Annotated in this window: 24 protein-coding genes; 13 read left to right on the top strand and 11 right to left on the bottom strand. The window is 59.7% G+C overall.

The genetic code is table 11. The features are described 5' to 3' along the window. Window positions 1-30 precede the first annotated feature (30 nt). From Q1A20_RS08085 to Q1A20_RS08055, 7 genes are all read left to right on the top strand, one after another. Complete coding sequence (locus Q1A20_RS08085; RefSeq protein WP_299402787.1) at window positions 31-384, top strand: MmcQ/YjbR family DNA-binding protein; 354 nt, start codon at window positions 31-33, stop codon at window positions 382-384. 91 nt (window positions 385-475) lie between these two features. Further along, window positions 476-1,396 (top strand): manganese-dependent inorganic pyrophosphatase, encoded by a 921-nt coding sequence (locus Q1A20_RS08080; RefSeq protein ID WP_298973904.1) that lies wholly within the window; start codon window positions 476-478, stop codon window positions 1,394-1,396. A gap of 96 nt (window positions 1,397-1,492) precedes the next feature. Next, window positions 1,493-2,365, top strand: a complete 873-nt coding sequence (locus Q1A20_RS08075; protein ID WP_299916711.1) for a TIGR01459 family HAD-type hydrolase — start codon at window positions 1,493-1,495, stop codon at window positions 2,363-2,365. Window positions 2,366-2,455: 90 nt separating this feature from the next. Then, complete coding sequence (locus tag Q1A20_RS08070) at window positions 2,456-2,899, top strand: MaoC family dehydratase (RefSeq protein ID WP_298973906.1); 444 nt, start codon at window positions 2,456-2,458, stop codon at window positions 2,897-2,899. Window positions 2,900-2,979: 80 nt separating this feature from the next. Continuing rightward, window positions 2,980-3,912, top strand: a complete 933-nt coding sequence (locus Q1A20_RS08065) for a bifunctional riboflavin kinase/FAD synthetase (RefSeq protein WP_299916710.1) — start codon at window positions 2,980-2,982, stop codon at window positions 3,910-3,912. After that, window positions 3,909-4,379: a YcgN family cysteine cluster protein gene (locus Q1A20_RS08060; protein WP_298973908.1), complete on the top strand. Its 471-nt coding sequence runs from the start codon at window positions 3,909-3,911 to the stop codon at window positions 4,377-4,379. The genes Q1A20_RS08065 and Q1A20_RS08060 overlap by 4 nt, the downstream gene beginning before the upstream one ends. Further along, a complete protein-coding gene (locus tag Q1A20_RS08055; RefSeq protein WP_299916709.1) occupies window positions 4,379-5,419 on the top strand; it encodes a low specificity L-threonine aldolase in 1,041 nt (346 codons plus the stop codon). Before Q1A20_RS08060 ends, Q1A20_RS08055 begins: the two co-directional genes overlap by 1 nt. Here the strand turns inward: Q1A20_RS08055 and Q1A20_RS08050 are convergent. Further along, complete coding sequence (locus Q1A20_RS08050; RefSeq protein WP_299402779.1) at window positions 5,396-6,196, bottom strand: alpha/beta hydrolase; 801 nt, start codon at window positions 6,194-6,196, stop codon at window positions 5,396-5,398. The genes Q1A20_RS08055 and Q1A20_RS08050 overlap by 24 nt on opposite strands. Then, entirely contained in the window at window positions 6,193-6,792 is a 600-nt protein-coding gene (locus tag Q1A20_RS08045; protein ID WP_299402777.1) for a 2-hydroxychromene-2-carboxylate isomerase, read from the bottom strand. The genes Q1A20_RS08050 and Q1A20_RS08045 overlap by 4 nt, the downstream gene beginning before the upstream one ends. Before the next feature lie 112 nt (window positions 6,793-6,904). Here Q1A20_RS08045 and Q1A20_RS08040 point away from each other — a divergent pair, with 112 nt between their 5' ends. The 4 genes from Q1A20_RS08040 to Q1A20_RS08025 all read left to right on the top strand — a co-directional run bounded on the left by Q1A20_RS08040 (window position 6,905) and on the right by Q1A20_RS08025 (window position 10,718). Further along, window positions 6,905-7,924: a ribose-phosphate pyrophosphokinase gene (locus Q1A20_RS08040; RefSeq protein ID WP_298973915.1), complete on the top strand. Its 1,020-nt coding sequence runs from the start codon at window positions 6,905-6,907 to the stop codon at window positions 7,922-7,924. Between the two features lie 312 nt (window positions 7,925-8,236). Beyond that, window positions 8,237-9,493: a PQQ-dependent sugar dehydrogenase gene (locus tag Q1A20_RS08035; RefSeq protein ID WP_299403234.1), complete on the top strand. Its 1,257-nt coding sequence runs from the start codon at window positions 8,237-8,239 to the stop codon at window positions 9,491-9,493. Next, window positions 9,490-10,065, top strand: coding sequence for a c-type cytochrome (locus Q1A20_RS08030; protein ID WP_299402775.1), 576 nt, complete (start codon window positions 9,490-9,492; stop codon window positions 10,063-10,065). Before Q1A20_RS08035 ends, Q1A20_RS08030 begins: the two co-directional genes overlap by 4 nt. 254 nt (window positions 10,066-10,319) lie before the next feature. Further along, the gene (locus tag Q1A20_RS08025) at window positions 10,320-10,718 is read left to right on the top strand and encodes a hypothetical protein (RefSeq protein WP_298973919.1); all 399 of its coding nucleotides are present in this window, start codon (window positions 10,320-10,322) and stop codon (window positions 10,716-10,718) included. Window positions 10,719-10,973: 255 nt separating this feature from the next. On the opposite strand, the gene Q1A20_RS08020 is transcribed toward Q1A20_RS08025, so the two are convergent. The 6 genes from Q1A20_RS08020 to Q1A20_RS07995 form a co-directional block, all read right to left on the bottom strand. Further along, window positions 10,974-11,399 carry a F0F1 ATP synthase subunit epsilon gene (locus tag Q1A20_RS08020; RefSeq protein WP_298973921.1) on the bottom strand — a complete coding sequence of 142 codons (426 nt, stop codon included), beginning with the start codon at window positions 11,397-11,399 and terminating at the stop codon, window positions 10,974-10,976. Between the two features lie 12 nt (window positions 11,400-11,411). Beyond that, entirely contained in the window at window positions 11,412-12,836 is a 1,425-nt protein-coding gene (gene atpD / locus Q1A20_RS08015) for a F0F1 ATP synthase subunit beta (protein WP_298973924.1), read from the bottom strand. A gap of 21 nt (window positions 12,837-12,857) precedes the next feature. Further along, the gene (locus tag Q1A20_RS08010; protein ID WP_298973925.1) at window positions 12,858-13,733 is read right to left on the bottom strand and encodes a F0F1 ATP synthase subunit gamma; all 876 of its coding nucleotides are present in this window, start codon (window positions 13,731-13,733) and stop codon (window positions 12,858-12,860) included. A gap of 11 nt (window positions 13,734-13,744) precedes the next feature. Then, complete coding sequence (gene atpA, locus Q1A20_RS08005; RefSeq protein ID WP_298973926.1) at window positions 13,745-15,283, bottom strand: F0F1 ATP synthase subunit alpha; 1,539 nt, start codon at window positions 15,281-15,283, stop codon at window positions 13,745-13,747. After that, window positions 15,284-15,844: a F0F1 ATP synthase subunit delta gene (locus Q1A20_RS08000; RefSeq protein WP_299916706.1), complete on the bottom strand. Its 561-nt coding sequence runs from the start codon at window positions 15,842-15,844 to the stop codon at window positions 15,284-15,286. Window positions 15,845-16,158: 314 nt separating this feature from the next. Continuing rightward, window positions 16,159-16,893: a class I SAM-dependent methyltransferase gene (locus Q1A20_RS07995; RefSeq protein ID WP_299402767.1), complete on the bottom strand. Its 735-nt coding sequence runs from the start codon at window positions 16,891-16,893 to the stop codon at window positions 16,159-16,161. A 62-nt stretch (window positions 16,894-16,955) separates the two neighbouring features. Here Q1A20_RS07995 and gloB point away from each other — a divergent pair, with 62 nt between their 5' ends. Both gloB and clpA read left to right on the top strand, forming a co-directional pair. Next, entirely contained in the window at window positions 16,956-17,723 is a 768-nt protein-coding gene (gene gloB / locus Q1A20_RS07990) for a hydroxyacylglutathione hydrolase (protein WP_299916703.1), read from the top strand. 175 nt (window positions 17,724-17,898) lie between these two features. After that, window positions 17,899-20,220, top strand: coding sequence for an ATP-dependent Clp protease ATP-binding subunit ClpA (gene clpA, locus Q1A20_RS07985; protein WP_298973929.1), 2,322 nt, complete (start codon window positions 17,899-17,901; stop codon window positions 20,218-20,220). Window positions 20,221-20,385: 165 nt separating this feature from the next. Here clpA and Q1A20_RS07980 read toward each other — a convergent pair whose 3' ends face one another. The 3 genes from Q1A20_RS07980 to Q1A20_RS07970 all read right to left on the bottom strand — a co-directional run bounded on the left by Q1A20_RS07980 (window position 20,386) and on the right by Q1A20_RS07970 (window position 24,087). Then, on the bottom strand, window positions 20,386-22,293 hold the full coding sequence (locus tag Q1A20_RS07980) for a peptidoglycan -binding protein (RefSeq protein ID WP_299916701.1): 1,908 nt from the start codon (window positions 22,291-22,293) through the stop codon (window positions 20,386-20,388). A gap of 2 nt (window positions 22,294-22,295) precedes the next feature. Further along, on the bottom strand, window positions 22,296-23,480 hold the full coding sequence (locus Q1A20_RS07975) for a biopolymer transporter ExbB (RefSeq protein WP_298973936.1): 1,185 nt from the start codon (window positions 23,478-23,480) through the stop codon (window positions 22,296-22,298). Window positions 23,481-23,556: 76 nt separating this feature from the next. After that, on the bottom strand, window positions 23,557-24,087 hold the full coding sequence (locus Q1A20_RS07970; RefSeq protein ID WP_299402763.1) for a gamma-glutamylcyclotransferase: 531 nt from the start codon (window positions 24,085-24,087) through the stop codon (window positions 23,557-23,559). Between the last annotated feature and the right edge of the window lie 56 nt (window positions 24,088-24,143).

Below are 24,143 nucleotides of genomic sequence, written 5' to 3'. Positions count from 1 at the left end.
AGAAACCGCACCGCGTCCTATCCTGGCCAGATGACACGCGATGACTTCAACGCCTTTTGCGCGGCGCTCCCTGCAACAACCCATGTGGTGCAGTGGCGCAACGCCGATGTCTGGAAGGTGGGCGGCAAGGTTTTTGCCATTTGCGGCTGGAATGACGGGCAGGACGCCTTTACCTTCAAGGCCTCCGATCTTGCATTCGAAGTTCTGCAAGATACGCCCGGCGTGCGCCCCGCCCCCTATATGGCCTCGCGCGGGTTGAAGTGGCTGCAACACTATGCGGCACCTGGCCTCTCAGACAGTGAGCTTCAAAATCACCTTAAAGCATCATATGACATGGTCATCGCCGGATTGACCAAGAAGAAACGCGCCGAATTGAAGCTGTGATGCTGCGCCGCAGCAGAGGCGGGGTGACACCAGTGATGCCCGTGTTATAAGGCGCGAAATTTTTAGTTCCGCAACTGTAGGATTCCCCAGTATGACAACCCTCGTTTTTGGCCACAAATCTCCAGATACCGATAGCACCGGCTCGCCCATCATCTGGGCGTGGTATCTGAACCAGATCAAAGGCGTCGATGCCAAGCCGGTCCTTCTGGGAGAGCCAAACACCGAAGCGCTGTTCGTCTTGGACCGCTGGTCGCTGGACAAGCCCGAGATCATCTCGGAGGTTGCCGCGGACACGCCTGTGGTGATCGTGGACACGAACAACCCCGCGGAACTGCCGGACAACATCAATGATGCCGATATCCAGGGCATCATTGATCACCACAAGCTGGTGGGCGGGCTGGAAACCAAAGGTCCCATCGACATCCGCATCGAACCTCTGGCCTGCACGGCCACAATCATGTGGAAAATGATCGGCAAGGATCTGGCGCAGATGCCGCAGAGCATCCAGGGCGCGATGCTGTCGTGCATTCTCAGCGACACGCTGGAGTTCCGCAGCCCAACCACGACCAATGAAGACAAGGCCGTGGCCTGGGATCTGGCGCAAGCGCTGGATGTTAATATTTCCGAATATGCCGCAGAGATGTTCGCCGCGAAATCCGATGTTTCGGCCTTTTCCGAAGCCGAACTGCTGCGTATGGACAGCAAGGAATACGAAGTTGGCGGCAAGCAGTTCCGCGTCTCCGTCTTGGAGACGACCTCGCCTAAAATGGTGCTGGATCGCAAAGATGCGTTGATGGCGGCGATGCCCGGGGTCGCCGATGAGGACGGCGCAGATCAGGTCTTGCTGTTTGTCGTCGATATCCTGCAGGAAGAAGCGACGCTGATGGTCCCGAATGACCTTGTGAAATCCGTGGCTGAAAAGAGCTTTGACGCAAGCGTGGATGGCGACACGGTCGTTCTGCCCGGCATCATGAGCCGCAAGAAGCAGATCATTCCGAACCTGAAGGTCTGAATCCCGGCCCGCGGCTCTGGCGGTGGGCTTTTCAACAGGCGGGCCGGTCGTGGGTTGATCGACCGTGCCTGACAGCAGCAACGGAGCGGGCCGGACATGACACGCATCATCACCTCTCTCAGCGAGATCTCCGCGCAATATGACGCGCTCTTCGTCGATCTGTGGGGGTGCGTTCACAACGGCGTCTCCGCCCTGCCCGATGCGGTCGCCGCCCTGAAAGACTATCGCGCATCCGGCGGCAAGGTTGTCCTGGTGACAAACTCGCCCCGCCCCCGCGCAGGCGTCCAAAAGCAACTGGTGGCTTTTGGTGTGCCGGACGACAGTTGGGACACCATCGCCACCTCGGGCGACAGCGCGCGCTCAGCCATGTTTCGCGGTGTGGTGGGGGAAAAAGTCTGGCACATTGGCTATCCGGACGATGAACGGTTCTTTGAGCCCATTGGGGTGGTGCAAAACCCTGTGAACGTGCGCGCCGTGCCTCTGGAAGAGGCAGAGGGTATCGTCTGCACGGGCCCGCGTGATCCGCTGGCCGACCCCGACGATATGCGCCCCGAGTTTCTGATGGCCAAACAGCGCGGGTTGAAGCTGCTCTGCGCCAATCCCGACATCGTTGTCGACCGGGGCGAGCAACGAGAATGGTGTGCGGGCGCACTGGCGCAACTCTATACTGACATGGGCGGTGAGAGCCTCTACTTCGGTAAACCGCATCCGCCGATCTATGATCTGGCGCGCCGCAGGCTCTCCGCGCTCGGCACGGATGTGCCCGACAATCGCATTCTGGCGATCGGGGACGGCGTGCTGACGGATATCGCAGGGGCCATGGGGGAGGACATCGATTCGCTGTTCATCTCCGGCGGTCTCGCCGCGGCAGAGACCAAAACAAACAGCGATCCTGATCCTGACGCGCTAAAGGACTATTTAAAAAGGGAAATGTCCAACCCGACCTATACGATAGGGTTCCTGCGCTGACCTATTTTTTCCTTGCTTTTCTGCAGTTGCGAAGTAATAAAGTTTCAACCGCTACATCGTAATGATCAGAAAATTACCGGAAGGGTCATCATGTTGGACAATCTGCCCCGCGGCACCATCTGCATCGAGGACATTGAAATGGGCATGTCGCGCCACCTGCAAAAGGTGGTGACGGACGAAGACATCGAGATGTTTGCCCAGATTTCGACCGACCGGAACCCGGTGCATCTGGATGATGACTACGCCCGCGACACGATCTTTGAGGGGCGTATTGCCCATGGGATGCTGACCGCGGGTCTGATCTCGGCGGTGATTGGCGAGCAACTGCCCGGGCACGGCACTGTCTACATGGGCCAGTCCCTGAAGTTTCTGGCACCGGTCCGTCCGGGCGATCTCGTCTACGCCGAGGTGAAGGTCATCGACATCGAAATGGCCAAACGCCGGGTCAAGCTGGAATGCCACTGTTCGGTCGACGGCAAGAAAGTCCTGATCGGCGAGGCCACCGTGATGGCACCGTCACGCAAGTTCGACTGACCTCCCCCCTGCGGCGCCACCACCCTTTCTGACAGGTCAGAGCGCTTGCGTGTCTTGCGTGTCGAGGCTACGCAAGGCGGATGAGGATTATCCGCGACTACCAATTTGTTGACCCCGAAAACCGCGGCGCCAGCGCGGCGATTGGCAATTTTGACGGGGTGCATCTGGGCCACCAATCGGTGATCGATCTGGCCCGGCAGGTTGAACCTGATGCGCCGCTGGGGATTGTCACGTTTGAGCCGCATCCGCGTGTGCATTTCGCCCCCCACGCCGCCCCCTTTCGGCTGATGAGCCGTGAAGCCCGCGCCAGCCGCCTGGAAAAACTGGGGGTGCAACGGCTCTATGAGTTGAACTTCAACGCCGCACTGGCGGCGCTCACCCCCGAAGAGTTCGCCCGCAAAGTCATTGCCGATGGGTTTGGCCTGAAACATGTGATCGTGGGCGCTGATTTCTGTTTCGGCAAGGGGCGTGCCGGTACCATTGATGATTTGCGTCAGTTTGGCCGAGACATGGGTTTTGGCGTCACAATTGCGCCACTGATCGAGCAGTCGGACAAAACGGTCTCCTCCACGGCGATCCGCAAGGCGCTGAGCGATGGCGATCCCCGGCTCGCAGCGGATATGCTGTGCCACTGGCACCGGATCGAAGGACCGGTGGTCGGCGGCGAACAGCGCGGGCGCGAGTTGGGCTATCCCACGGCCAACATGTCCATCGAAGGGCTGCATCCGCCCGCGTTTGGTGTCTATGCGGTGTTGGTCGACGTGCTGGAAGGCCCGCATCAGGGCAGCTACCACGGCGTTGCCTCCATGGGGGTCCGCCCGATGTTCGGGGAAAATCGCCCCAACCTGGAAACCTTCATCTTTGACTTTCAGGGGGACCTCTACGGCACGCCGCTGTCGGTTGCGCTTGTCGAGCATCTCCGCCCCGAAGAAAAGTTCGACAGTCTGGACGCGCTGATTACGCAAATGGACGCGGATAGCGCGCAGGCCCGCCGCATTTTGGGGGCGCTGTGAGCGATCCCATCGACCGTAGCGGCCTGAAAGACAGGTTCTGGGAGCGCAAACCGCTGACCAAGATGTCCCAGAAGGAATGGGAATCGCTCTGCGATGGCTGCGGCAAATGCTGCCTCAACAAACTCGAGGATGAAGAAAGCGGTGCCGTTGCGCTGACCCGCATTGCCTGCCGCCTGCTGGACGACAGCACTTGTCGCTGTGCGCATTATGAAAACCGCCATCAGTTCATCCCTGAATGCATCGTTCTGAAACCTGACAATCTGGACACGCACGCCTATTGGATGCCTGAAACCTGCGCCTACCGGCTGCTGTGGCAAGGGGATCCCCTGCCCGACTGGCACCCGCTGATCAGCGGCACGGCGCAATCGGTACATGACGCGGGCGTGTCGGTGCAGGGCTGGACGCTCAGCGAATTCGACATCCCCGAAGACGAGTGGGAAGAGCATATCATCGAGGAGCCTGTCTGATGTTTTTTGCCTCCGACAACGCGGGGCCTGCGCTGCCGCAAGTGATGCGCCGCATGGCGGAAGCCAACACCGGCTATGCGATGCCCTATGGCGCGGATCCGGTCATGGAGGAGGTCCGGCAGCAGATCCGCGATATCTTTGAAGTCCCGGAGGCCGCCGTATATTTGGTTGCCACGGGCACGGCCGCGAACGTGCTGGCGCTGGCCTGTTATTGCCAGCCCTGGCAGACGGTGTTCTGCAGCCGCATCGCGCATATTCAGGAGGATGAGTGCAACGCCCCTGAGTTCTACACCGGCGGCGCCAAGCTGTGCCTCGTGGACACACCCGACAAGATGACACCCGGCGGATTGCGCACCCGGATCAAGGCGGAAGGCGTGCGTGGCGTGCACGGGCCGGAACGCGGGGCCGTCTCGATCACCCAGGTGACGGAACGCGGCAGTGTCTACACCTTGGACGAACTCCAGGCCCTGACTTCGGTGGCCAAAGGCTTCGACCTGCCGGTGCATCTGGATGGCGCGCGTTTCGCAAATGCGCTGGCGGCGCTGGGATGCTCAGCGGCGGAGATGACGTGGAAAGCAGGCGTTGACGTGGTCAGTTTTGGCGGCACGAAAAACGGCTGTCTGGGCGTCGAGGCCGTGATATTCTTCGACCCTGAAAAGGCGTGGGAGTTTGAGCTGCGGCGCAAACGCGGGGCGCATCTCTTCTCCAAACACCGGTTCCTGTCGGCGCAGATGGCCGGGTACCTGCAGGATAACGCGTGGCTAAAGGCCGCCGGAAACGCGAATGCCAACGCCGCCCGGCTTACCGCTGGACTGCGCGCGGCGGGCGCAATATTCGAACACGAACCGCAGGCCAACATGATCTTTGCCCGCTTTGCCCGCCGGGTGCATCAGCGCCTGCACGATGCGGGTGCCGTCTACTACATCTGGTCAGGCACGCTCGCGGGCGATGACCCGGACGAGTTGCTGACGGCGCGGCTGGTGTGTGACTGGTCGATGACGCCGGAGCAGATCGACCTATTCCTCAGCCACTTCGAGTAGTGCTGCAATCTCTTGCGCTACCGCGCCGGGGTGGGTGATCGGCGACATATGCCCGGCGCCTGCAATGATCGCGCGTCGGGCATTGGGCAACCGGCGCGCGAGACTGGCATTGACCGCGCAAATGATATCGGCGGTTTGGTCCCCTTCGATCAGAAGGCAGGGCATCGCGGCCCGTTCGAGCCGCCCCGGTGTCATCAGCCCCGCGGCGTCATCGATGATCACAGGCGACTGACCGGGGACGACATACATGCGGTCCGCAAGATAACGGCGCGTCGTCTCCGGCATCTCGTCCCATTTGGTGCCGTCGCCCCAGAACCGGTTGAAAAGGCGAGCGGCCTTTGCCGTGTCACCTGCCGAAAGAGCCGTAAAATAGGGTTCTGCCTCGACCTCATGCGCCTGCATCCGCTCGGGCGTGTCCTTGATGGCAGCCGCAAAGAATACCGGCTCGATTAGGGTCAGGCTGCGCACCCGTTCCGGATGCTCCACCGCAAGGCGCAGCGCGACCGTGGCGCCAAATGAATGACCGATCACATCCCGGCGCGTCGGCAAATGCGTCCGTGCGGCCATCATGCATAGGTCATGCAGATCAACCGTGCCGTCCCAATCGTCGCTCTTGCCATGACCGGGCAGGTCGATCGCCGTAAGCGTCACGCAGTCTTCCAGCGCCTTGCCGACGCCCCGCCAGGCGCCAGCATGCGCCAGAGTGCAATGGATCGCCAGCGCCTCTCTCGCCCCATGCCCAAAGGTCCGGGCATGGGTGAAATGGCCTGATGTCATATCTTTCCGGCGAGATGCGCATCCAGATCGGCAATCCGGTCCTGCCCCCAGAACCGCTGCCCGCTGTCGGTGATGTAAAAGGGCGAGCCGAACACGCCACGCTCCACCGCCTCTTCCAGGTTGGCCGCATAAGTTTCCGCCCCGACCAGCAGCCCGCTGTCCGCGAGCCCGGCATCAAACCCGGCCTCCTGCAGACAGGACCGCACCACCGCATCCTCGGCGATGTCCTTGTCCTCCGCCCAGACCGACCGGCAGATCGAAAACATGAGCTTGCCCAGATCCCCACCGCCCGCGTTCTGCGCCGCAATAAAGGCATAGGACGACGGGGCCGCGTTGGTGGGCCAATGGGCGGGCTTCAGGTTGAACGGCATGTCCAGCAGCTTGGCCTGCCGCACCAGTTCCTGCGCGCGATACGCGACCCGGCTGGGATGGCGATCCTTGGGTGGTGTGCCTCCGGTCCGAGCGAAGAGCGCCATGATGTCGAGCGGCTTGTAGGTGATGGAGGCCCCGTGTTTTTCCGCCACCTTTTCGGCGCGATTCCCGGCAAGGTAGGCATAAGGAGACAGCGTTGAGAAAAAGAGGTCGATATGTGCCATTTTGCGGCTCCTTAGAGGTGTGAGGTTCTTTGCCGATTGGTAAGGCCGTGCTAGGTGAAGTCAACATCACGAATCTGTCACATTTGCTCGACGCAACCCAGGATCGCCCCCCATGCCAGAATTCCAAGAACCGAAACTGATCGCCGGTAATGCCAACATGCCATTGGCCAATGCCATCGCCCGGCGGATGTCGATGCATCGTGGCAAACAGGTGGGGCTTGTGGATGCAAGGGTTGAGCGGTTCAACGACGGTGAAATCTTTGTCGAAGTCTTCGAAAACGTCCGGGGCGAGGACATGTTCATCGTCCAATCCACCTCCAACCCCGCCAATGACAACCTGATGGAACTCCTGATCATGGCGGATGCGCTGCGCCGCTCTTCTGCCTCGCGGGTCACAGCTGTTTTACCCTATTTCGGCTACGCGCGGCAGGACCGCCGCACCAAGGCCCGCACCCCCATCACCGCCAAGCTGGTCGCAAATATGCTGGTGGGCACTGGCATCGAACGGGTCCTGACCATGGATCTGCACGCGGCACAGATCCAGGGTTTCTTCGACATCCCTGTCGACAACCTCTATGCCTCGCCGATCTTCGCGCTCGATATCAAGGACGCGTTCAAAAACAAGATGAACGAGCTGATGATCGTCTCCCCGGACGTCGGCGGCGTAGCGCGCGCGCGCGAGTTGGCCAAGCGCATCGGATCGCCGCTCGCCATTGTGGACAAGCGCCGCGAAAAGCCCGGCGAAGTTGCAGAAATGACAGTGATCGGCGATGTGACCGGGAAAACCTGCCTGATTGTGGATGATATCTGCGACACGGCCGGTACGCTCTGCAAAGCGGCGGAGGTGTTAATCGAGAACGGCGCCAAGGAAGTGCACTCCTATATCACCCACGGCGTGCTGTCCGGCCCCGCAGTGGAACGTGTTACCAAATCGGTGATGAAATCCCTAGTGATCACGGATTCGATTGCGGCAACAGAGGCTGTGAAGAACGCCAAGAACATCCGCATCGTGCCCACCGCGCCCGTTTTCGCTCAGGCGATCCTGAACATCTGGAGCGGCACCTCCGTCTCTTCCCTGTTCGAGGCGGAAACGCTGAGCCCGATCTACGATGGCATGTACGCCGCTGAGTAATCTCGGTCAGGGTTCGCCAGCCAAAAAACGCTAGCGACGGCACCCGGCGGGAGAACAGCGCGCGACGATCTGCGCGCCCCTGGGGCGTTCTCGGATCCAGGCGCTGCTACCTCAATATCCCATCTCGACACGCCGTGCCTAAGTCCGGTTTTCCCAATCGAAAAGACCGACCAAAGTCGGTGTGCGCATCGTGCGTGCAACACGCGGTGGTTGTTGACAGGTCGGCTTTGACTACGCTGTTATATCGGATGCGGGGCGTTGCGGGTCCGCAGTGTGGGGTGTGTAGCCGCAATTCAATCAACTGGGAGGATGATCATGAAGCTACTGAAACTTGCTGCTGGACTATTGCTAAGCACGGGGCTGGCCAGCACGGCCAGTGCGCAGGATAACATGGACAAGCTGTCCAATATGCAACGCACCGACGCGACATTCACAATGATCGATCAGTCCGGAGACCGGGCAGATGCGCTCAAGAACATTATTCCACATATCACGGTCCCGGACGGGTTCGAGGTCAGCCTCTATGCGGTTGTGCCGGACGCGCGCTCCATGGCGGTGGCGCCACAGGGCACGGTGACATTTGTGGGCACGCGCAAGGACAAGGTCTGGTCCGTGGTGGACCGCGACCGCGACCGCGTGGCCGATGAGGTCAAGGATTTCGCGCCCTCGATCACCTTCGACATTCCAAACGGGCCCTGCTTCTCGAAGGATGGCTTCCTGTTCATCGCCGAGCGCAACCGGGTGCTGAATTTCCCGGCGGCGGAGTTCTTCTTTGAAGGGCCCGATCCGGCGGTGGCCGTCGTGGTCGAGCAAGGCGATCTGGTGCCGGTGGAGGAAGAGAGCTTCAACCACACCGCGCGGGTCTGTGACGTGGGCCCGGACGGCAAGCTCTATATCTCGCTGGGACAGCCGCACAACGTTCAGCCAGCGGAGAAGGTCGAGATGTACGACAAGATCGGCATCGGCGGCATCATCCGCATCAACACGGACGGCACGGGACGCGAGGTCTTTACCCGTGGGGTGCGCAACTCGGTGGGGCAGGATTTCCACCCCGAGACAGGTGAGCTGTGGTGGACCGACAACCAGGTGGACGGCATGGGGGATGACATCCCGCCGGGCGAGCTGAATCGCCAGACCGAGGCGGGCCAGCACTTTGGCTTTCCCTGGACCAACAGCCGTGTCGAGATCATGTCCGAAGCCGAGCATCCACGTCCCGAAGGCGTCACCTTCATCGAACCGCAGCTGGAGCTGACCGCCCATGCCGCCGATCTGGGCATGAAGTTCTACGAAGGGTCGAGCTTCCCCGATGCCTATCAGGGCGGCATCTTCTGGGCGCAGCATGGCTCGTGGAACCGCACGACGCCGGTGGGCGCGCGGGTGATGTTCACGGCGCTGGATCCGGAGACCGGCGATGCGGTCGAAGCGCAGGTCTTTGCCGATGGCTGGCTGAACGAGGAAACAGGCGAATATCGCGGGCGGCCGATGGACATCGCCTTCCTGAAAGATGGCTCGATGCTGGTCTCGGATGATTTCGCCGGTGCGATCTGGCGGATTGCTTACACCAAATGAGGCTTGCAGGCCTTCTGGTGCTCGGCGTGGGGTTACACGCCGGGCCCATTTTTGCGGATATCATCGGTGACCGGGACGCCGGGCGCCAAATCTCTGGTCAGTGCCGGACCTGTCACGGGTCAGATGGGTTTGCCACCATTCCGATTGCGCCGCATATCGGCGGGGAACCCGAAGCCTATCTGCGCGCGCAGCTGACCGCCTTTCGAGATGGCACGCGTGAGCATGAGATGATGACCATCGTTGCCGCCAACCTTTCAGATCAGCAGATCGCCGATCTTGCGGCCTGGTACGCGGGGCATTCTGCAACGGCGGAGTTGACTGCGGACCCAGCGGGTGCCCCGGAGGCTTGCGTCGCCTGTCACGGAACAGATGGCATTCACCTTGTCGACGATGCGCCCAATCTGGCGGGAGAGACCAATATCTACATCGACACACAGCTCAAAGCCTTTCGAAGTGGGCAGCGGACACACGAGGTGATGAGCGAGGTGGCCGCAGAGCTCACCAACGAAGAGATCCGCGCCTATGCCGATTGGTACGCCGCGGTGAAGCTCTACATCGAGACGGTGGAGTAAGAGCGACCAACGCGCGGTGGGTGATCCTGCGCACTTTCGCGCGGAGCGCCCGTAAACCTGTGATTGATAGACCCGCAAGTCGCGCGCCGCACTGTAACACCTTATTTTTTATTGCGCTTTCTCAATCGAGAGAAGATACATCGCCACTCTGTCGACTCGACCCGCATATTCAAAAGTGAAGCGAAGAGAAAAAAGCGAGGAATAACCGCTCATCCCACCCGTTCTCCCCACACGCAACTTGAATGGAGAGACAGATGAAAACCCTTCTTATCGCTGGTCTGACCAGCCTTGTTCTCGCGAGTACTGCCGTCGCCGGCAACACCAGCCAGAAATCCACATACACCCAGATGACCGGGCAAGAGATCAAAAGCGCGCTTGTCGGAAATTCCCTGCGCGGCGTAGACCGGTCGGGAAAATACGTTATCCACTACAGTTCCGACCGGAAAATGAAGATTGTTTACAACAAAAAACGGATCGAATCCGGTGTCTGGCGGATCAAGGGCAACAAGTATTGCCGCCGCTGGGCGAAGCTTGGCGGCGGCAAGGAACGCTGCGTGACCTTCCATCGCAACGGCAACAAGATCGTCTGGGTCCAGACGGGCAAGATTACCGACCACTCGGTTCTGCTGCGCGGCAACCCCGCCAGATTGTGATGCGGCACATTTCAACGGCCCCTGGCAACAGGCAGTAGGCATGGCATCGGGTCTGGCAACACAGAGTATGATCCCGCTTTATGGCTCCCACCCGGAACGTCGTCGCACACCATTTACGACCGCAGCTGCGGTACCGGACATCGTGAACATGGGCCCAGAGAATCGGACCCATCCAATGCGGGTCGCGACGAGCAAAAATGGAAAGACCCCGCCGTGCAATGCGAGCGGGGTCTTTCGTCTGTAATCAGGCGTTGTTCAGCGTGCTGAGATGCCGATGTGATCACCTACCGCCACCATATCGGCGAGCAGTTTGGCGGCATCGTCGACCGGACCGGGTTCGTTCTCAAAGGCTGCTTTGGCGTTGTTCAACGCGTCTTCGGCCTCTTTGACCATTTCGGCCAGATGTTCTGCCGTCACCTCGGCGCGTGGCAACGCGCGCTCGGCCAGAACCGTGACACCGGCTGCCGTGATCTCGGCAAAACCACCGGTGACGACATATTCCGACGTCCCATCCGGGCCTTCGGTGCTCAGCAGGCCGGGGCGCAGCGTAGTGATGGTGGGCGCATGGCCCGCCATCGCTGTCATATCGCCATCAGCGCCCGGGATCTGGACCGACACGACCTGCGCAGAGGCAAGCCGCCGCTCGGGCGAGACCAGGTCAAATTGCGTCGTATCTGCCATCAATCCGGCTCCTTAAGCAGCGTCAGCCGCCATTTTTTCAGCTTTCGCTTTCACTTCCTCGATGCCACCAACCATGTAGAAGGCGCCTTCGGGCAGGTGGTCGTATTCACCGGCCACAACCGCCTTGAAGCTTTCGATGGTGTCAGCGAGCGGCACCTGCACACCATCAGACCCGGTGAAGACCTTCGCCACGTCGAAAGGCTGGCTGAGGAAACGCTGGATTTTCCGAGCGCGGGCCACGGTCAGCTTGTCCTCTTCGGAGAGTTCGTCCATGCCGAGGATCGCGATGATATCTTGCAGCGACTTGTAGCGTTGCAGGATCCCCTGAACGTCACGGGCAACCGCATAGTGCTCGTCACCCACAACCGCAGGGTCCATCAGACGCGATGTGGAATCGAGCGGGTCCACGGCGGGGTAGATGCCCAGCTCGGAGATCGCACGGGAAAGAACCGTTGTCGCATCGAGGTGCGCAAAGGAGGTCGCAGGCGCAGGGTCGGTCAAGTCATCCGCAGGCACGTAGACCGCTTGCACGGAGGTGATCGAACCGGCTTTGGTCGAGGTGATGCGTTCCTGCATCGCGCCCATGTCGGTGGCCAGTGTCGGCTGGTAGCCCACAGCGGAAGGGATACGACCCAGAAGGGCGGACACTTCGGAACCCGCCTGCGTAAAGCGGAAGATGTTGTCGACAAAGAACAGAACGTCGGTCCCGGACTGGTCGCGGAACTGCTCGGCCAGTGTCAGACCGGTCAGCGCCACACGCATCCGCGCGCCTGGAGGCTCGTTCATCTGACCATATACGAGGGCCACCTGGGAGTTCTCCAGGTTCTCGGGGTCGATCACGTTGGATTCGATCATCTCGTGGTAGAGGTCATTCCCTTCACGGGTCCGTTCCCCCACGCCCGCGAACACCGAATAACCGGAGTGCACCTTGGCGATGTTGTTGATCAGTTCCATGATCAGAACGGTCTTGCCCACACCGGCACCACCGAAGAGGCCGATTTTGCCGCCCTTGGCGTAGGGGGCCAGCAGGTCGATCACCTTAATGCCGGTTTCCAGCACTTCGGAGGTGGTCGATTGTTCGGCAAATTCAGGCGCGTCCTGGTGGATGGAGCGTTTCTCATCCGCGTTCACCGGGCCCTTTTCGTCCACCGGTTCGCCCACCACGTTCATGATGCGGCCCAGTGTGGCGTTGCCCACCGGGATCGAAATCGGGCCATCTGTGTCGGTCACGGTCTGGCCGCGCACAAGGCCTTCGGTGGCATCCATCGCGATCGCACGCACGGTGTTTTCACCAAGGTGCTGGGCCACTTCGAGCACCAGACGGTTGCCGTTGTTGTCGGTTTCCAGCGCGTTGAGGATCTCCGGCAGGTGATCTTCGAATTGAACGTCAACGACCGCGCCGATGACCTGAGTTACTTTGCCGACTGCATTTGCCATGTCGTTTCTCCGGTTTGTTCTTTAGAGCGCTTCCGCGCCCGAAATGATTTCAATCAGCTCGTTGGTGATGACGGCCTGACGTGAACGGTTGTACTGGATGGTCAGCTTGTCGATCATCTCACCCGCATTGCGTGTCGCGTTGTCCATCGCAGACATCCGCGCGCCCTGTTCCGACGCGCCGTTCTCCAGCAAGCCCGCAAAGATCTGCGTGGCCACCCCGCGCGGCAGCAGATCCGCAAGGATCGCTTCTTCGGAAGGTTCATAGTCGAAGAGCGTTGAGGCCTCGTCGCCCTCCTCCGCTTCGAAGGATGCCGGGATGATCTGCTGTGCGGTCGGGATTTGCGTGACCACATTCACGAACTTCGAATAGAAGAGCGTGGCCACGTCGAAATCGCCGCCATCAAACCGGCCGAGCACGTCTTTGGCGATGCCTTGAGCATCGACGTAGCCGACGCGCTTGACCTCCGTCAGGTCGACATGGCCGATGTAGTACTGGCCATAGTCCCGCTTCATCTGGTCGCGGCCTTTTTTGCCGACGGTAAGGATTTTGACCTCTTTACCTTCGCCCAAAAGCTTGTCCGCGTGGTTGCGCGCCAGTTTCGCGATGTTCGAGTTGAAGCCGCCACAGAGGCCGCGCTCCGATGTCATGACAATCAGCAACTGCACCTTGTCGCTGCCAGTGCCCGACAGCAATTTGGGGGCAGAATCCGACCCACCGACCGACGCCGCCAGCCCCGCCATCACGGCGTTGAACCGCTCCGTGTAGGGGCGCGACTGCTCGGCAGCCTCCTGCGCGCGGCGCAGCTTGGCCGCTGCAACCATCTGCATGGCCTTTGTGATCTTGCGGGTCGATTTGACCGACTCGATCCTATTTTTCAGGTCCTTAAGACTGGGCATGGGCCTACCTCTTAAGCGAAATCAGCGGCGAATTCGTTGAGAGCAGCCTTGATGCTGTCAGCGAGGTCGTCTTTCACCTTACGGTCGTTATTGGTGATGTCGTCCAGCAGCGCCTGATGCTTTGAGCGCAGATGCGCCAGCATGCCAGCCTCAAAACGACCCACGTCCTTGACGTCAACCTTGTCGAGGAACCCGTTGGTGCCTGCGAAGATCACGCAAACGATTTCCGCGTTGGTGAGCGGCGAGTATTGCGATTGCTTCATCAGCTCGGTCAAACGCGCGCCGCGTGCCAGCAACTGTTGGGTCGAGGCGTCGAGGTCGGAGCCGAACTGCGCGAAGGCCGCCATTTCACGATACTGCGCGAGGGACAGTTTTACCGGGCCGGCGACCGAAGACATCGCCTTGGTCTGCGCCGAGGAGCCCACACGAGACACCGACAGACCGGTGTTCACGGCCGGGCGGATGCCCTGATAGAAGAGCTCGGTTTCAAGGAAGATCTGGCCATCGGTGATCGAAATCACGTTGGTTGGAATAAAGGCCGACACGTCACCGCCTTGGGTTTCAATGATCGGCAGGGCTGTCAGCGAACCGTTGCCCGCATCATCGCCAAGTTTCGCGGAGCGTTCCAGCAAACGGGAGTGAAGATAGAAAACGTCACCTGGATAGGCTTCACGGCCGGGCGGACGGCGCAGCAGCAGCGACATCTGGCGATAAGACACGGCCTGTTTGGAGAGGTCATCGTAGATGATCAGCGCATGACGACCATTGTCGCGGAAGTGTTCGGCCATCGCCGTCGCAGCATAAGGTGCGAGGAACTGCATGGGCGCAGGCTCGGACGCCGTGGCGGCGACCACGATGGAGTATTCAATCGCGCCGGTTTCTTCGAGCTTCTTGACCAGCTGCGCCACGGTGGAGCGCTTCTGACCCACGGCGACATAGACGCAGTAGAGCTTCTTGCTCTCATCGTCGCCTGCCCCGTCGTTGTAGGATTTCTGGTTCAGGATTGCATCGAGCGCCACGGCGGTTTTGCCGGTCTGACGGTCGCCGATGATCAGCTCCCGCTGGCCACGGCCAATTGGGATCATGGAGTCGACCGCTTTAAGGCCAGTCGCCATCGGTTCGTGGACTGATTTGCGCGGGATGATGCCCGGCGCTTTCACGTCCGCAACCGAGGAGGTCTTGGCGTTGATCGGGCCTTTGCCGTCAATCGGATTGCCCAGACCGTCCACAACGCGGCCCAACAGCTCGTCACCGGTCGGCACGGACACGATGGAGTTGGTCCGCTTGACGGTGTCACCTTCTTTAATGTCGCGGTCGGAGCCAAAGATCACCACACCGACGTTGTCGGATTCAAGGTTCAGCGCCATGCCCTGAATACCGCCGGGGAATTCGACCATCTCACCAGCTTGAACATTGTCCAAACCGTATACGCGCGCAATCCCGTCACCGACGGAAAGCACCCGGCCAACCTCGGCCACTTCGGCTTCTTGACCGAAATTCTTGATCTGGTCCTTCAGGATCGCAGAAATCTCTGCTGCTTGGATACCCATTTATCCGACCTCTTTCATTGCATTCTGGAGGGAATTCAGTTTCGAGCGGATCGACGTGTCGATCATGCGCGAACCAACTTTAACAATAAGACCGCCGATGAGGCTTTCATCCACGGTCGCATTGAGTGTTACGGTTTTGCCTGTCGAGGCCTTCAATGACTTGGCCAGCTTGTCGGCCTGCGTTTTCGTCAGCGCCTTGGCCGAGACGACATCCGCGGTCACTTCGCCTTTTTCCGCAGCAATAATATCGCGCAGGGTTGCGACCAGTTGCGGCAGCACAAACAAGCGGCGGTTCTGCGCCATCAGCGCCAGCGTGTTGGCAAGCGTGTCCGACAGTTTCATTTTCTTGGAAAGGGCTGCGATGGCCGCGCCCTGTTCTTCGCGAGAGTAGATCGGCGAGTGGATCAAGGCGCGGAAATCTTCGCTGTCTGCAAGGGCGCCCTGTAGCGCGTCGAGGTCGGTCTCCAGCACTTTGATGGCTTTTCCATCGCTGGCAATTTCGTAGACTGCGGTGGCGTAACGCCCGGCAATGCTCGTGGAAATCGAAGCTGGTTCTGACACATCCACCCTTTCGATAGTCGGCCCCGGATATGCGAAAAAGTCGCGTCACCGAGAGTGTTGGCGCGGCTTGAATTAACTCAAGACGTCGAAATCAGCGGTGATGTAGCAGAGAGGATCACACCCCGCAACATGAGATAGTGAACCGCGATTTTGCGTCTTTTCCCATGATTTCAGCGGCTTGGCCCAGGTGCGACCGTTTGGCCCCTCAGAAAGTTTGCAAAATGGCGGCGTTATTAACGGATTTTTCGATTCCCAAGCCACAAAATGTGCCGTTTTGCGCACCCATCGCTGCCGTAGGGGTGATCGTTTAATCGCTAAACCGGCTTGGCCGTGGGTTCCAAAACGGCGCTTGCCCGCAATTTGCGCAGCGGCTCCACCTTGCCCTTGGGCGGATAGACCAGTTTCGTGGCTTCGACCATGAAAGCGCCGCCGGCCATCATCGTTGGGACACGCCGCCCGAATTTTTCAAAAGCCGGGCCGAATTTCATCCACCACCGCTTGGTCGAAGGCACCTGATAAAGCGCGCCCGCATGGCGCTCCGGCAAAAACTGATGCTTGCGCAGTTGCGTTTCCAATTGTCCGGGCGAATAGGGCCTGCCATAGCCAAAGGGCGTGCGGTCCCGCCGCGCCCAAAGCCCGGCGCGGTTGGGGACAATGAAGAGGGCACGCCCCCCTGGCCCCAGGACGCGCCAGCATTCTTCCAACAGATCAGACGCCCGTTCAGACGTTTCGAGCCCGTGCAAGACAACCAGCTTGTCCACATGCCCGGTTTCCAGCGGCCATTCCGTTTCCTCGGTCAGTACGGAGACATTGGGCTGGCCCGGCGGCCAGGGCATCACCCCCTGTGGTCCGGGCATCAGTGCGATCACGCGGCGCGCGTCTTTCAGATAGGGGCGCAACAGGGGCGCCGCGAACCCGAACCCGACAACGGTTTGTCCTTTTGCTTCGGGCCATATCTCCCGCATGCGCGCCTGCAGGCTCGCTTGCGCCGCCCTTCCAAGGGCGGAGCGATAATAGAAATTGCGCAGATCCTGCACGTCCAGATGCATTGCAGCCCGCCCCGGTATCGGTCACTCTGGTCAGAGTGTCGCAAAAGCCAAGGAAAATGACCATGCCCCTCGAGATCGTGACCATCCCCTGCCTTTCGGACAATTACGCCTTTTTGGTGCATGACGATTCGACGGGCAAAACCGCCCTTGTGGATGTGCCTGAGGCCGAGCCCATCCTGCACGCACTGTCCTCCCGGGGATGGCGGTTGGATGAGGTCTGGATCACCCACCACCATGATGACCACGTGCAAGGGCTGGGCCGCGTGCTGCAGGATCACCCGGCCTCCGTCACAGGGGCCGCTGCAGATGCGCACCGCTTGCCGACGCTGAACCGCCGCGTTGGTGATGCTGAAACCTTCGATTTCGCCGGACACCCGGTTCAGGTGATGGATGTGTCTGGTCACACCGTCGGTCATATCGCCTATTACATTCCCGACGCGGCGGCCGCTTTTACCGCCGACAGCCTGATGGCGCTGGGATGCGGACGCCTCTTTGAGGGGACGGCAGATCAGATGTGGGCCAGCCTGAGCAAATTTACCGCCCTCCCCCCGGAGACCCTGATTTGTTCCGGACATGAATACACCGCGTCCAATGCTAAGTTCGCATTAACCATTGATCCTGATAATCCTAGCCTTATATCCCGGAATGAAGAGATCGTTGCGGCGCGCGCTGCAGGGGTTCCCACCGTTCCCTCGACTTTGGCGCTGGAAATGGCAACAAATCCGTTCTTGCGCGCTGACGACCCTGACATTCGCCGCCTTTTGGGGCTCCCAGATGCATCGAACGTTGAGGTTTTTGCTGAAATCCGCACCCGAAAGGATGCATTCTAACGCCCAAATCACAGCCTTTCATGTCGTCTTCACACAATTTGTGACTGAGAAAACGAAGAAAAAACTTGAAGCCGGGCTGCGATCAACCAAACTCTAATACTATGAGGCCATGGTCGGCTTACGGATCGGCAAGAATCAGATCCTCCACCGACCCCGATCAGAAGGAGCGCTTATTGTGCCTTCATTTTCGACCACACTAGAACAGGCAATCCATTCTGCTTTGGCCCTTGCCAATGCACGACGGCATGAATTTGCGACACTTGAGCATCTCTTGCTGGCATTGATTGATGAGCCGGATGCGACCCGCGTGATGAAAGCCTGCAGCGTCGACATCGACGATCTGCGCGCCACGCTTGTAGAGTTTGTTGACGAGGACCTGAGCAATCTGGTCACCGACGTTGATGGCTCCGAAGCGGTGCCCACGGCCGCCTTCCAGCGCGTTATCCAACGCGCAGCCATTCACGTGCAATCCTCGGGGCGCACGGAGGTGACGGGCGCCAACGTGCTGGTTGCCATTTTCGCAGAGCGCGAGAGCAATGCGGCTTATTTCCTGCAAGAGCAGGATATGACGCGCTATGACGCGGTCAATTTCATCGCGCACGGAGTGGCCAAGGATCCCGCGTTTGGAGAACAACGCCCCGTTTCGGGCGCGCCCGAGCATGAGGAAGAGGCGCAGGGCGTCACCGAAGGCGAGAAAAAGGAAAGCGCGCTTGAGAAATACTGCGTGGATTTGAACGCCAAATCCCGCGAAGGTGATATCGATCCGCTCATCGGGCGGGATGCCGAGGTGGAGCGCTGTATTCAGGTGCTCTGCCGTCGCCGCAAAAACAACCCGCTTCTCGTAGGCGACCCCGGCGTTGGCAAGACTGCAATTGCGGAAGGGCTGGCACGCAAGATCGTTGCCGGAGAGACGCCGGAGGTTTTGGAAAATACCACGATCTATTCGCTCGATATGGGCGCATTGCTGGCGGGCACGCGGTACCGCGGTGATTTTGAGGAACGTCTGAAAGCTGTTGTTGCTGAGTTGGAACAACACGAAGACGCGGTGCTGTTCATCGATGAGATTCACACCGTGATTGGTGCCGGTGCAACCTCGGGCGGCGCAATGGATGCGTCAAACCTGCTGAAACCCGCTTTGGCAGGCGGAAAACTGCGGACCATGGGGTCGACGACCTACAAGGAATTCCGTCAGCACTTTGAAAAAGATCGCGCGCTGAGCCGTCGGTTCCAGAAAATCGATGTCAATGAGCCGTCTGTCGAAGATGCCGTGAAAATCTTGCGGGGTCTGAAACCCTATTTCGAGGATCATCACTCGGTCAAATACACGGCCGATGCGATCAAATCCTCCGTGGAACTTGCGTCACGCTACATCAATGACCGGAAATTGCCGGACTCGGCAATCGATGTGATCGATGAAGCCGGTGCGGCGCAGCATCTTGTTGTCGCCGCGAAACGGCGCAAAACAATCGGCACGAAAGAGATCGAGAATGTGGTCGCCAAGATTGCGCGTATTCCGCCGAAGAACGTCTCGAAAGACGATGCCGAAGTACTCAAGGACCTAGAGAACTCGCTCAAACGGGTGGTTTTTGGTCAGGACAAAGCGATCGAGGCACTGTCATCGGCCATTAAACTGGCGCGCGCAGGGCTGCGTGAACCTGAAAAACCGATTGGTAACTACCTCTTTGCGGGCCCGACCGGCGTTGGCAAAACCGAGGTGGCGAAGCAACTGGCCGATACCCTTGGGGTGGAACTGCTACGGTTCGACATGTCCGAATACATGGAGAAACACGCCGTCAGCCGCCTCATCGGCGCTCCTCCGGGCTATGTTGGATTTGATCAGGGTGGCATGCTGACCGATGGTGTGGATCAGCATCCGCACTGTGTGCTACTGCTTGATGAGATGGAGAAGGCCCATCCGGACGTCTACAACATTCTGTTGCAGGTAATGGATCACGGTAAACTGACCGATCACAACGGACGCACGGTGGATTTCCGCAATGTCGTTCTGATCATGACCTCGAACGCAGGTGCGGCGGAGCAAGCCAAAGAAGCCATCGGTTTTGGCCGCGACCGTCGCGAGGGCGAGGATACCGCCGCAATCGAGCGCACTTTCACGCCGGAATTCCGCAACCGGCTTGATGCTGTGATCAGCTTCTCGCCTCTGCCGAAGGAGGTTATCCTCCGCGTCGTCGAGAAGTTTGTGCTGCAGTTGGAAGCCCAGTTGATGGATCGCAACGTGACCATCGAGCTGACCAAACCGGCAGCGGAGTGGCTGGCCGATAAGGGCTACGATGCAAAAATGGGCGCGCGACCGCTTGGCCGTGTCATTCAAGAGCATATCAAAAAGCCATTGGCCGAAGATTTGCTGTTCGGCAAGCTGGCCAAGGGTGGCATTGTCAAAGTGGGCGTCAAAGGTGGGGAAATCGATCTGAAGATCGAAGGCCCGGACAAACCGCGCCTTTCCGGCGATAAGCCACCTTTGCTAACGGCCGAATAAGGGTCATCTAAAAACAAGACAAATCCCGTTGTGATCGTTCGCGGCGGGATTTTTTTCGAGCGACTGAAATCGCCTTACCTAGCTGACGCAGCGTTCGACACACACCGCACATTGAATGACTGCGGGCACCTCGCCATCACGTCTGCACCTCCCAAACGACCGAATCTACTTTTCCGTGAACTTCAGCTCGATCCGGCGATTCAGCGCGCGGGCTTCTTCGGTATCGCCTATCGCAACCGGCTGATATTGCCCAAAACCGTTTGCGGCCAGCCTGTTTGGTGGAATGCCCAAGGCGTTCACCATGTATTTCACTACCGACAGCGCTCGCCCCTGACTGAGTTCCCAGTTGTCCGAAAACTCACCAAAGCCCGACAGGGGCAGGTTGTCCGTATGACCGTCTACGCGGATGATCCAATCAATCTCCGGCGGGATTTCATCCGCGACACTGGCAATGATCCCCGCGACCTTGGCGACTTCGCGCTGCCCCTCCTCGGAAAGGTCTGCCCGCCCCGGCGCAAAGAGCACCTCTGAAGAAAAAACAAACCGGTCGCCTTCGATGCGCACTCCTTCCTGTCGTCCCAACACGTCGCGCAATCTGCCAAAAAACTCGGAACGGTATTGCTCCAGATCCTTGGCTTCCTCCGCCAACCGGGCAGCCTCTTCCTGCAGCCTGATCCGCTCTTTTTCCTCGAGTGCTGCGCGACGACGTTCTTCAGCCGCAACGCGGGCCAGCGCCGTGTTCAGATCAGACCCCAGTGATTGGAGTCGGACTTGAGAGGCCGCATCTCTTGCCACCGCATCATCCAGGAGGGATTGCAGATCTCCCAATTGCGTGCGCAACGCTGCGACCTGTTGGTTCAGAAGTTCCGTTTGGCGTTGGGCTTCGGCGCTGATCGCTTCCTCCTGCGACAATGCCCGGCGGGCCTCTGCCAGCAGGGCGGCGCGCCGTTCGGCATCGGTGCTGGTATCCTCGGCAAGCGTTTCCGCCGCCAGCTTTGCAGCAAGCGCAGTGGCGAGTTGTTCGCGCAAGCGTTGTTGTTCCGCTTTGAGATCTGCTTGCTGCGTTTGCAGCGCCTGCTGATCAGTTTCGGCCTGTGATTGCGCCGCTTCCAATTCGGCACGCAACTCAGCTTCCGCTGCGCGCAGAGCTTCCGCTTGCTCTGAAGCGGTCGCGGCAGTACCCTCCAACCCATCGATCCGGAGCAAGGCGGCAGCCAGTTGGCTATCGAGTTCGTTCTCAACCGCGCGTGCCGCAGCCAGAAGCGTCAACGTGTCTTCCGCTTCCTTGCGCTGCGCCTCCAGCGCCAGGGTCATCGCCGTCAACTCAGCATCCGCATCCGCCAATCGTGCGCGCAGGGCCTCTGCGGCGGCAGCTTCCGCCAGCCTTGCGGCCTCTTCTTCGCTAAGCGCTTGTTCCGCATCCCCCAATTCTGCCGTTAACTGATCGACCTCACCCTCCGTCGCGGCATTTCGGGCCCGCAAGTCAGCGACCAGCGCGTCCAATGCTTCACGGCGGGCAGCAGCAAGACGGGCGGCTTCAGCCTGCGCGTCTATTTCCGTGCGTGCGGATGCCAAGGCGAGGTTGAGCGCCTCCTGCTCGCTCAGCAATTCCGCTTGTGTCTGCTCCAACGCATCGCGGGTTTCTTCCAATGCGGCAACATCTCCAAGCGCCGTATCGCGCTGCGCGAGCAGCGCCGCGACCTGTGCCTCAAAACTGGTGATCTGGGTTTGCGCTTCGCTCAAGGCTGCGGCCTGGGCGTCCCGCGTGGCGGTCAGCGTCGCGATACGGGTTTCCGCGTCGGTCAGTGACGTGCTCAATGCGCCGACGCGCGCTTCGAGATCATCATTGGTTTGCCGTTCAAGCCCAAGGGCCTGCGCCAATGCAGCCACTTCCCCGGCAAGCTGGTCCAATTCGGTTTCCTGTCCGGTGATCCGCTCCGTCAACACAAATTGCACCACCATGAAGATGGTCAGCACGAACATCAGCACCAACAGCAGACCCGTCATCGCATCGACAAATCCGGGCCAGATCGAAGCCTGAAAGCGTGTGCCCGTACGTCGCGACAGCGCCATGATCAGCTATCTCCGGATCTGATCTTGACGTTGGAGCGGGTTCGGCCCGACCGGAGTGCTTCGGTCAGTCTGGAGAGATCCATGCGCAGCTCGGCCACGCTTTCCTGACGCCCGGCGGAGATCTCTTCGAGAATCCGCAGCATTTGCACGTCGATCGACCGCAACCGCATGCGGCTTTCTGCGTCGATCCCGTCGCCGTGGCCTTGATTTTCGATGGCAGAAATCAGCCGCTCCTGCCCTGCGGCAACACGCTCAAGAGCCGCGCTTGCAGGGTCCATCCCATCCATTTTCTGGGTCATCCGTTCGATGGAAGTCGCCAAGGTGCCCAGATTTTCATTCACCTCGGTGCGGCTGACATCCGATTGCTGGAACATCAGTTGCAGTCTTTCCATCTGCTCGACCATATGCTCCACCACATTTGCCAGCGCACCCTGATCACCCGCAGCCTCATCGCCCGAAGAGAAACCCACACGGGTGATGGAACTCAACCATTCTTCCAACTCGCGGTAAAAACGGTTCTGACCATGCCCGGCGAACAATTCCAAAAGACCGACAATCAAGGACCCCGCGAGACCCAACAAGGAGGATGCAAACGCCACGCCCATGCCGCCCAATTGCGCCTCAAGCCCGGTCATCAACCTGTTAAAGACTTCCACACCGCCTTCACCGTCTTGCGGTGCAAGGCTACGGATGGTGTCGACCACCGCAGGCACTGTCGTTGCCAACCCGTAGAATGTACCCAAAAGGCCCAGGAAAATCAGCATGTTGACGATGTAGCGGGTGATTTCACGCGCTTCATCGATGCGGGTGGCAACGGAATCCAGAATGGAACGCGTAGAGGTCGCGCTGACCTGCATCCGCACGCCGCGCGCGCGCAGCAAGGACGCCAGCGGGGCCAGAAGTTGAGGCGCCTGAATGCTGGCATCCTGCTGATCTGACGCAAAACGCTCGATCCACCTCACCGACCCGATCAGCTGAAAGACCTGATAGAAACAGGCCAGCACACCGATGAAAAAGACGAAGATGATAAACCCGTTCAGATAGGGATTGGCCTCGAACACCGGCAGCACCCGCGGTAGCGCCAGAAAGCCACCGAACCCGCTCAGCGCCAGCACAATCAGCATGAGCGATATCTGCCGCACCGGCTGCGAAAAAACCGGTCTTGCCTCCTGGTCTGGCAATGCCATGCGCAATTGCTCCCCGCGCCTTATTGTTCTGCTCTCGCGGCAGCTTACACTGAAAACCGGCCCCAGCGCCAAGGATTTATGCGGTCAGGTGCCGGACCCGCTGGCTCAACCATTCAAGGTCAGGATCGTGCAGACCGATCTCTGTCAGATGAGCGGCGGTGTTGTAGAGGTATTCGGTGTTTGGCCCCATGCCGCCCCTGGCCCGGGCGATCACCTGAGCCTGTTCTTCCAGCGGCATCCCCCCGCAATATTGCGCATGTTCGGGGTTGATCACATAGCACAGCGCCTGAACCCGACGACCATCGACGAGATCGATATCCAATTCCCGTTCAAGATAGGCCGAAGAGATCAATTCCCGCTCGCGCAGATAGCTCAGCGTCTGCGCCTCTTGCCCGGCGGCAACCGCCAGACCCACGCCTTCGCAGGCGTGCGCGGGCTCTTCATCCAGCGCCAGCACCAGCCCCGGGTTCTCTTCGGTGCCACGGTGATGAATGGACCACATGCAGAAAGAGCGCGCATAGCCGGGCAAGGTTCCCACGACCTGCTCGGCCACATCAAAACCGGGATTCCACAACAGGCTGCCGTAGCCGAATACCCACATTGTCATCGTGCTGGTTCTCCTTGGCTGCATTGCGTAAACCTCAAATCGGCGGCAAGGGAAAG

Origin of the sequence: uncultured Roseobacter sp., from assembly GCF_947501835.1 — a bacterium.
Classification (GTDB): Bacteria; Pseudomonadota; Alphaproteobacteria; order Rhodobacterales; family Rhodobacteraceae; genus Roseobacter.
Note: the sequence above shows the minus strand (reverse complement) of the source record. Positions and strands in the feature narration are given on the sequence as shown.

Bases quoted from the DNA above. Each gene is read 5' to 3' on its own strand.
- Q1A20_RS08050 (WP_299402779.1), bottom strand. From the start codon at position 6,196: ATGACATCAGGCCATTTCACCCATGCCCGGACCTTTGGGCATGGGGCG.
- Q1A20_RS07975 (WP_298973936.1), bottom strand. From the start codon at position 23,480: ATGGCATTGCCAGACCAGGAGGCAAGACCGGTTTTTTCGCAGCCGGTG.
- gloB (WP_299916703.1), top strand. From the start codon at position 16,956: ATGCCCCTCGAGATCGTGACCATCCCCTGCCTTTCGGACAATTACGCC.
- Q1A20_RS08055 (WP_299916709.1), top strand. From the start codon at position 4,379: ATGTTTTTTGCCTCCGACAACGCGGGGCCTGCGCTGCCGCAAGTGATG.
- Q1A20_RS08020 (WP_298973921.1), bottom strand. From the start codon at position 11,399: ATGGCAGATACGACGCAATTTGACCTGGTCTCGCCCGAGCGGCGGCTT.
- Q1A20_RS07970 (WP_299402763.1), bottom strand. From the start codon at position 24,087: ATGACAATGTGGGTATTCGGCTACGGCAGCCTGTTGTGGAATCCCGGT.
- Q1A20_RS08065 (WP_299916710.1), top strand. From the start codon at position 2,980: ATGAGGATTATCCGCGACTACCAATTTGTTGACCCCGAAAACCGCGGC.
- Q1A20_RS08085 (WP_299402787.1), top strand. From the start codon at position 31: ATGACACGCGATGACTTCAACGCCTTTTGCGCGGCGCTCCCTGCAACA.
- Q1A20_RS08040 (WP_298973915.1), top strand. From the start codon at position 6,905: ATGCCAGAATTCCAAGAACCGAAACTGATCGCCGGTAATGCCAACATG.
- Q1A20_RS08045 (WP_299402777.1), bottom strand. From the start codon at position 6,792: ATGGCACATATCGACCTCTTTTTCTCAACGCTGTCTCCTTATGCCTAC.
- Q1A20_RS07995 (WP_299402767.1), bottom strand. From the start codon at position 16,893: ATGCATCTGGACGTGCAGGATCTGCGCAATTTCTATTATCGCTCCGCC.
- Q1A20_RS08075 (WP_299916711.1), top strand. From the start codon at position 1,493: ATGACACGCATCATCACCTCTCTCAGCGAGATCTCCGCGCAATATGAC.
- Q1A20_RS07980 (WP_299916701.1), bottom strand. From the start codon at position 22,293: ATGGCGCTGTCGCGACGTACGGGCACACGCTTTCAGGCTTCGATCTGG.
- Q1A20_RS08010 (WP_298973925.1), bottom strand. From the start codon at position 13,733: ATGCCCAGTCTTAAGGACCTGAAAAATAGGATCGAGTCGGTCAAATCG.
- Q1A20_RS08070 (WP_298973906.1), top strand. From the start codon at position 2,456: ATGTTGGACAATCTGCCCCGCGGCACCATCTGCATCGAGGACATTGAA.
- atpD (WP_298973924.1), bottom strand. From the start codon at position 12,836: ATGGCAAATGCAGTCGGCAAAGTAACTCAGGTCATCGGCGCGGTCGTT.
- Q1A20_RS08080 (WP_298973904.1), top strand. From the start codon at position 476: ATGACAACCCTCGTTTTTGGCCACAAATCTCCAGATACCGATAGCACC.
- Q1A20_RS08030 (WP_299402775.1), top strand. From the start codon at position 9,490: ATGAGGCTTGCAGGCCTTCTGGTGCTCGGCGTGGGGTTACACGCCGGG.
- atpA (WP_298973926.1), bottom strand. From the start codon at position 15,283: ATGGGTATCCAAGCAGCAGAGATTTCTGCGATCCTGAAGGACCAGATC.
- Q1A20_RS08025 (WP_298973919.1), top strand. From the start codon at position 10,320: ATGAAAACCCTTCTTATCGCTGGTCTGACCAGCCTTGTTCTCGCGAGT.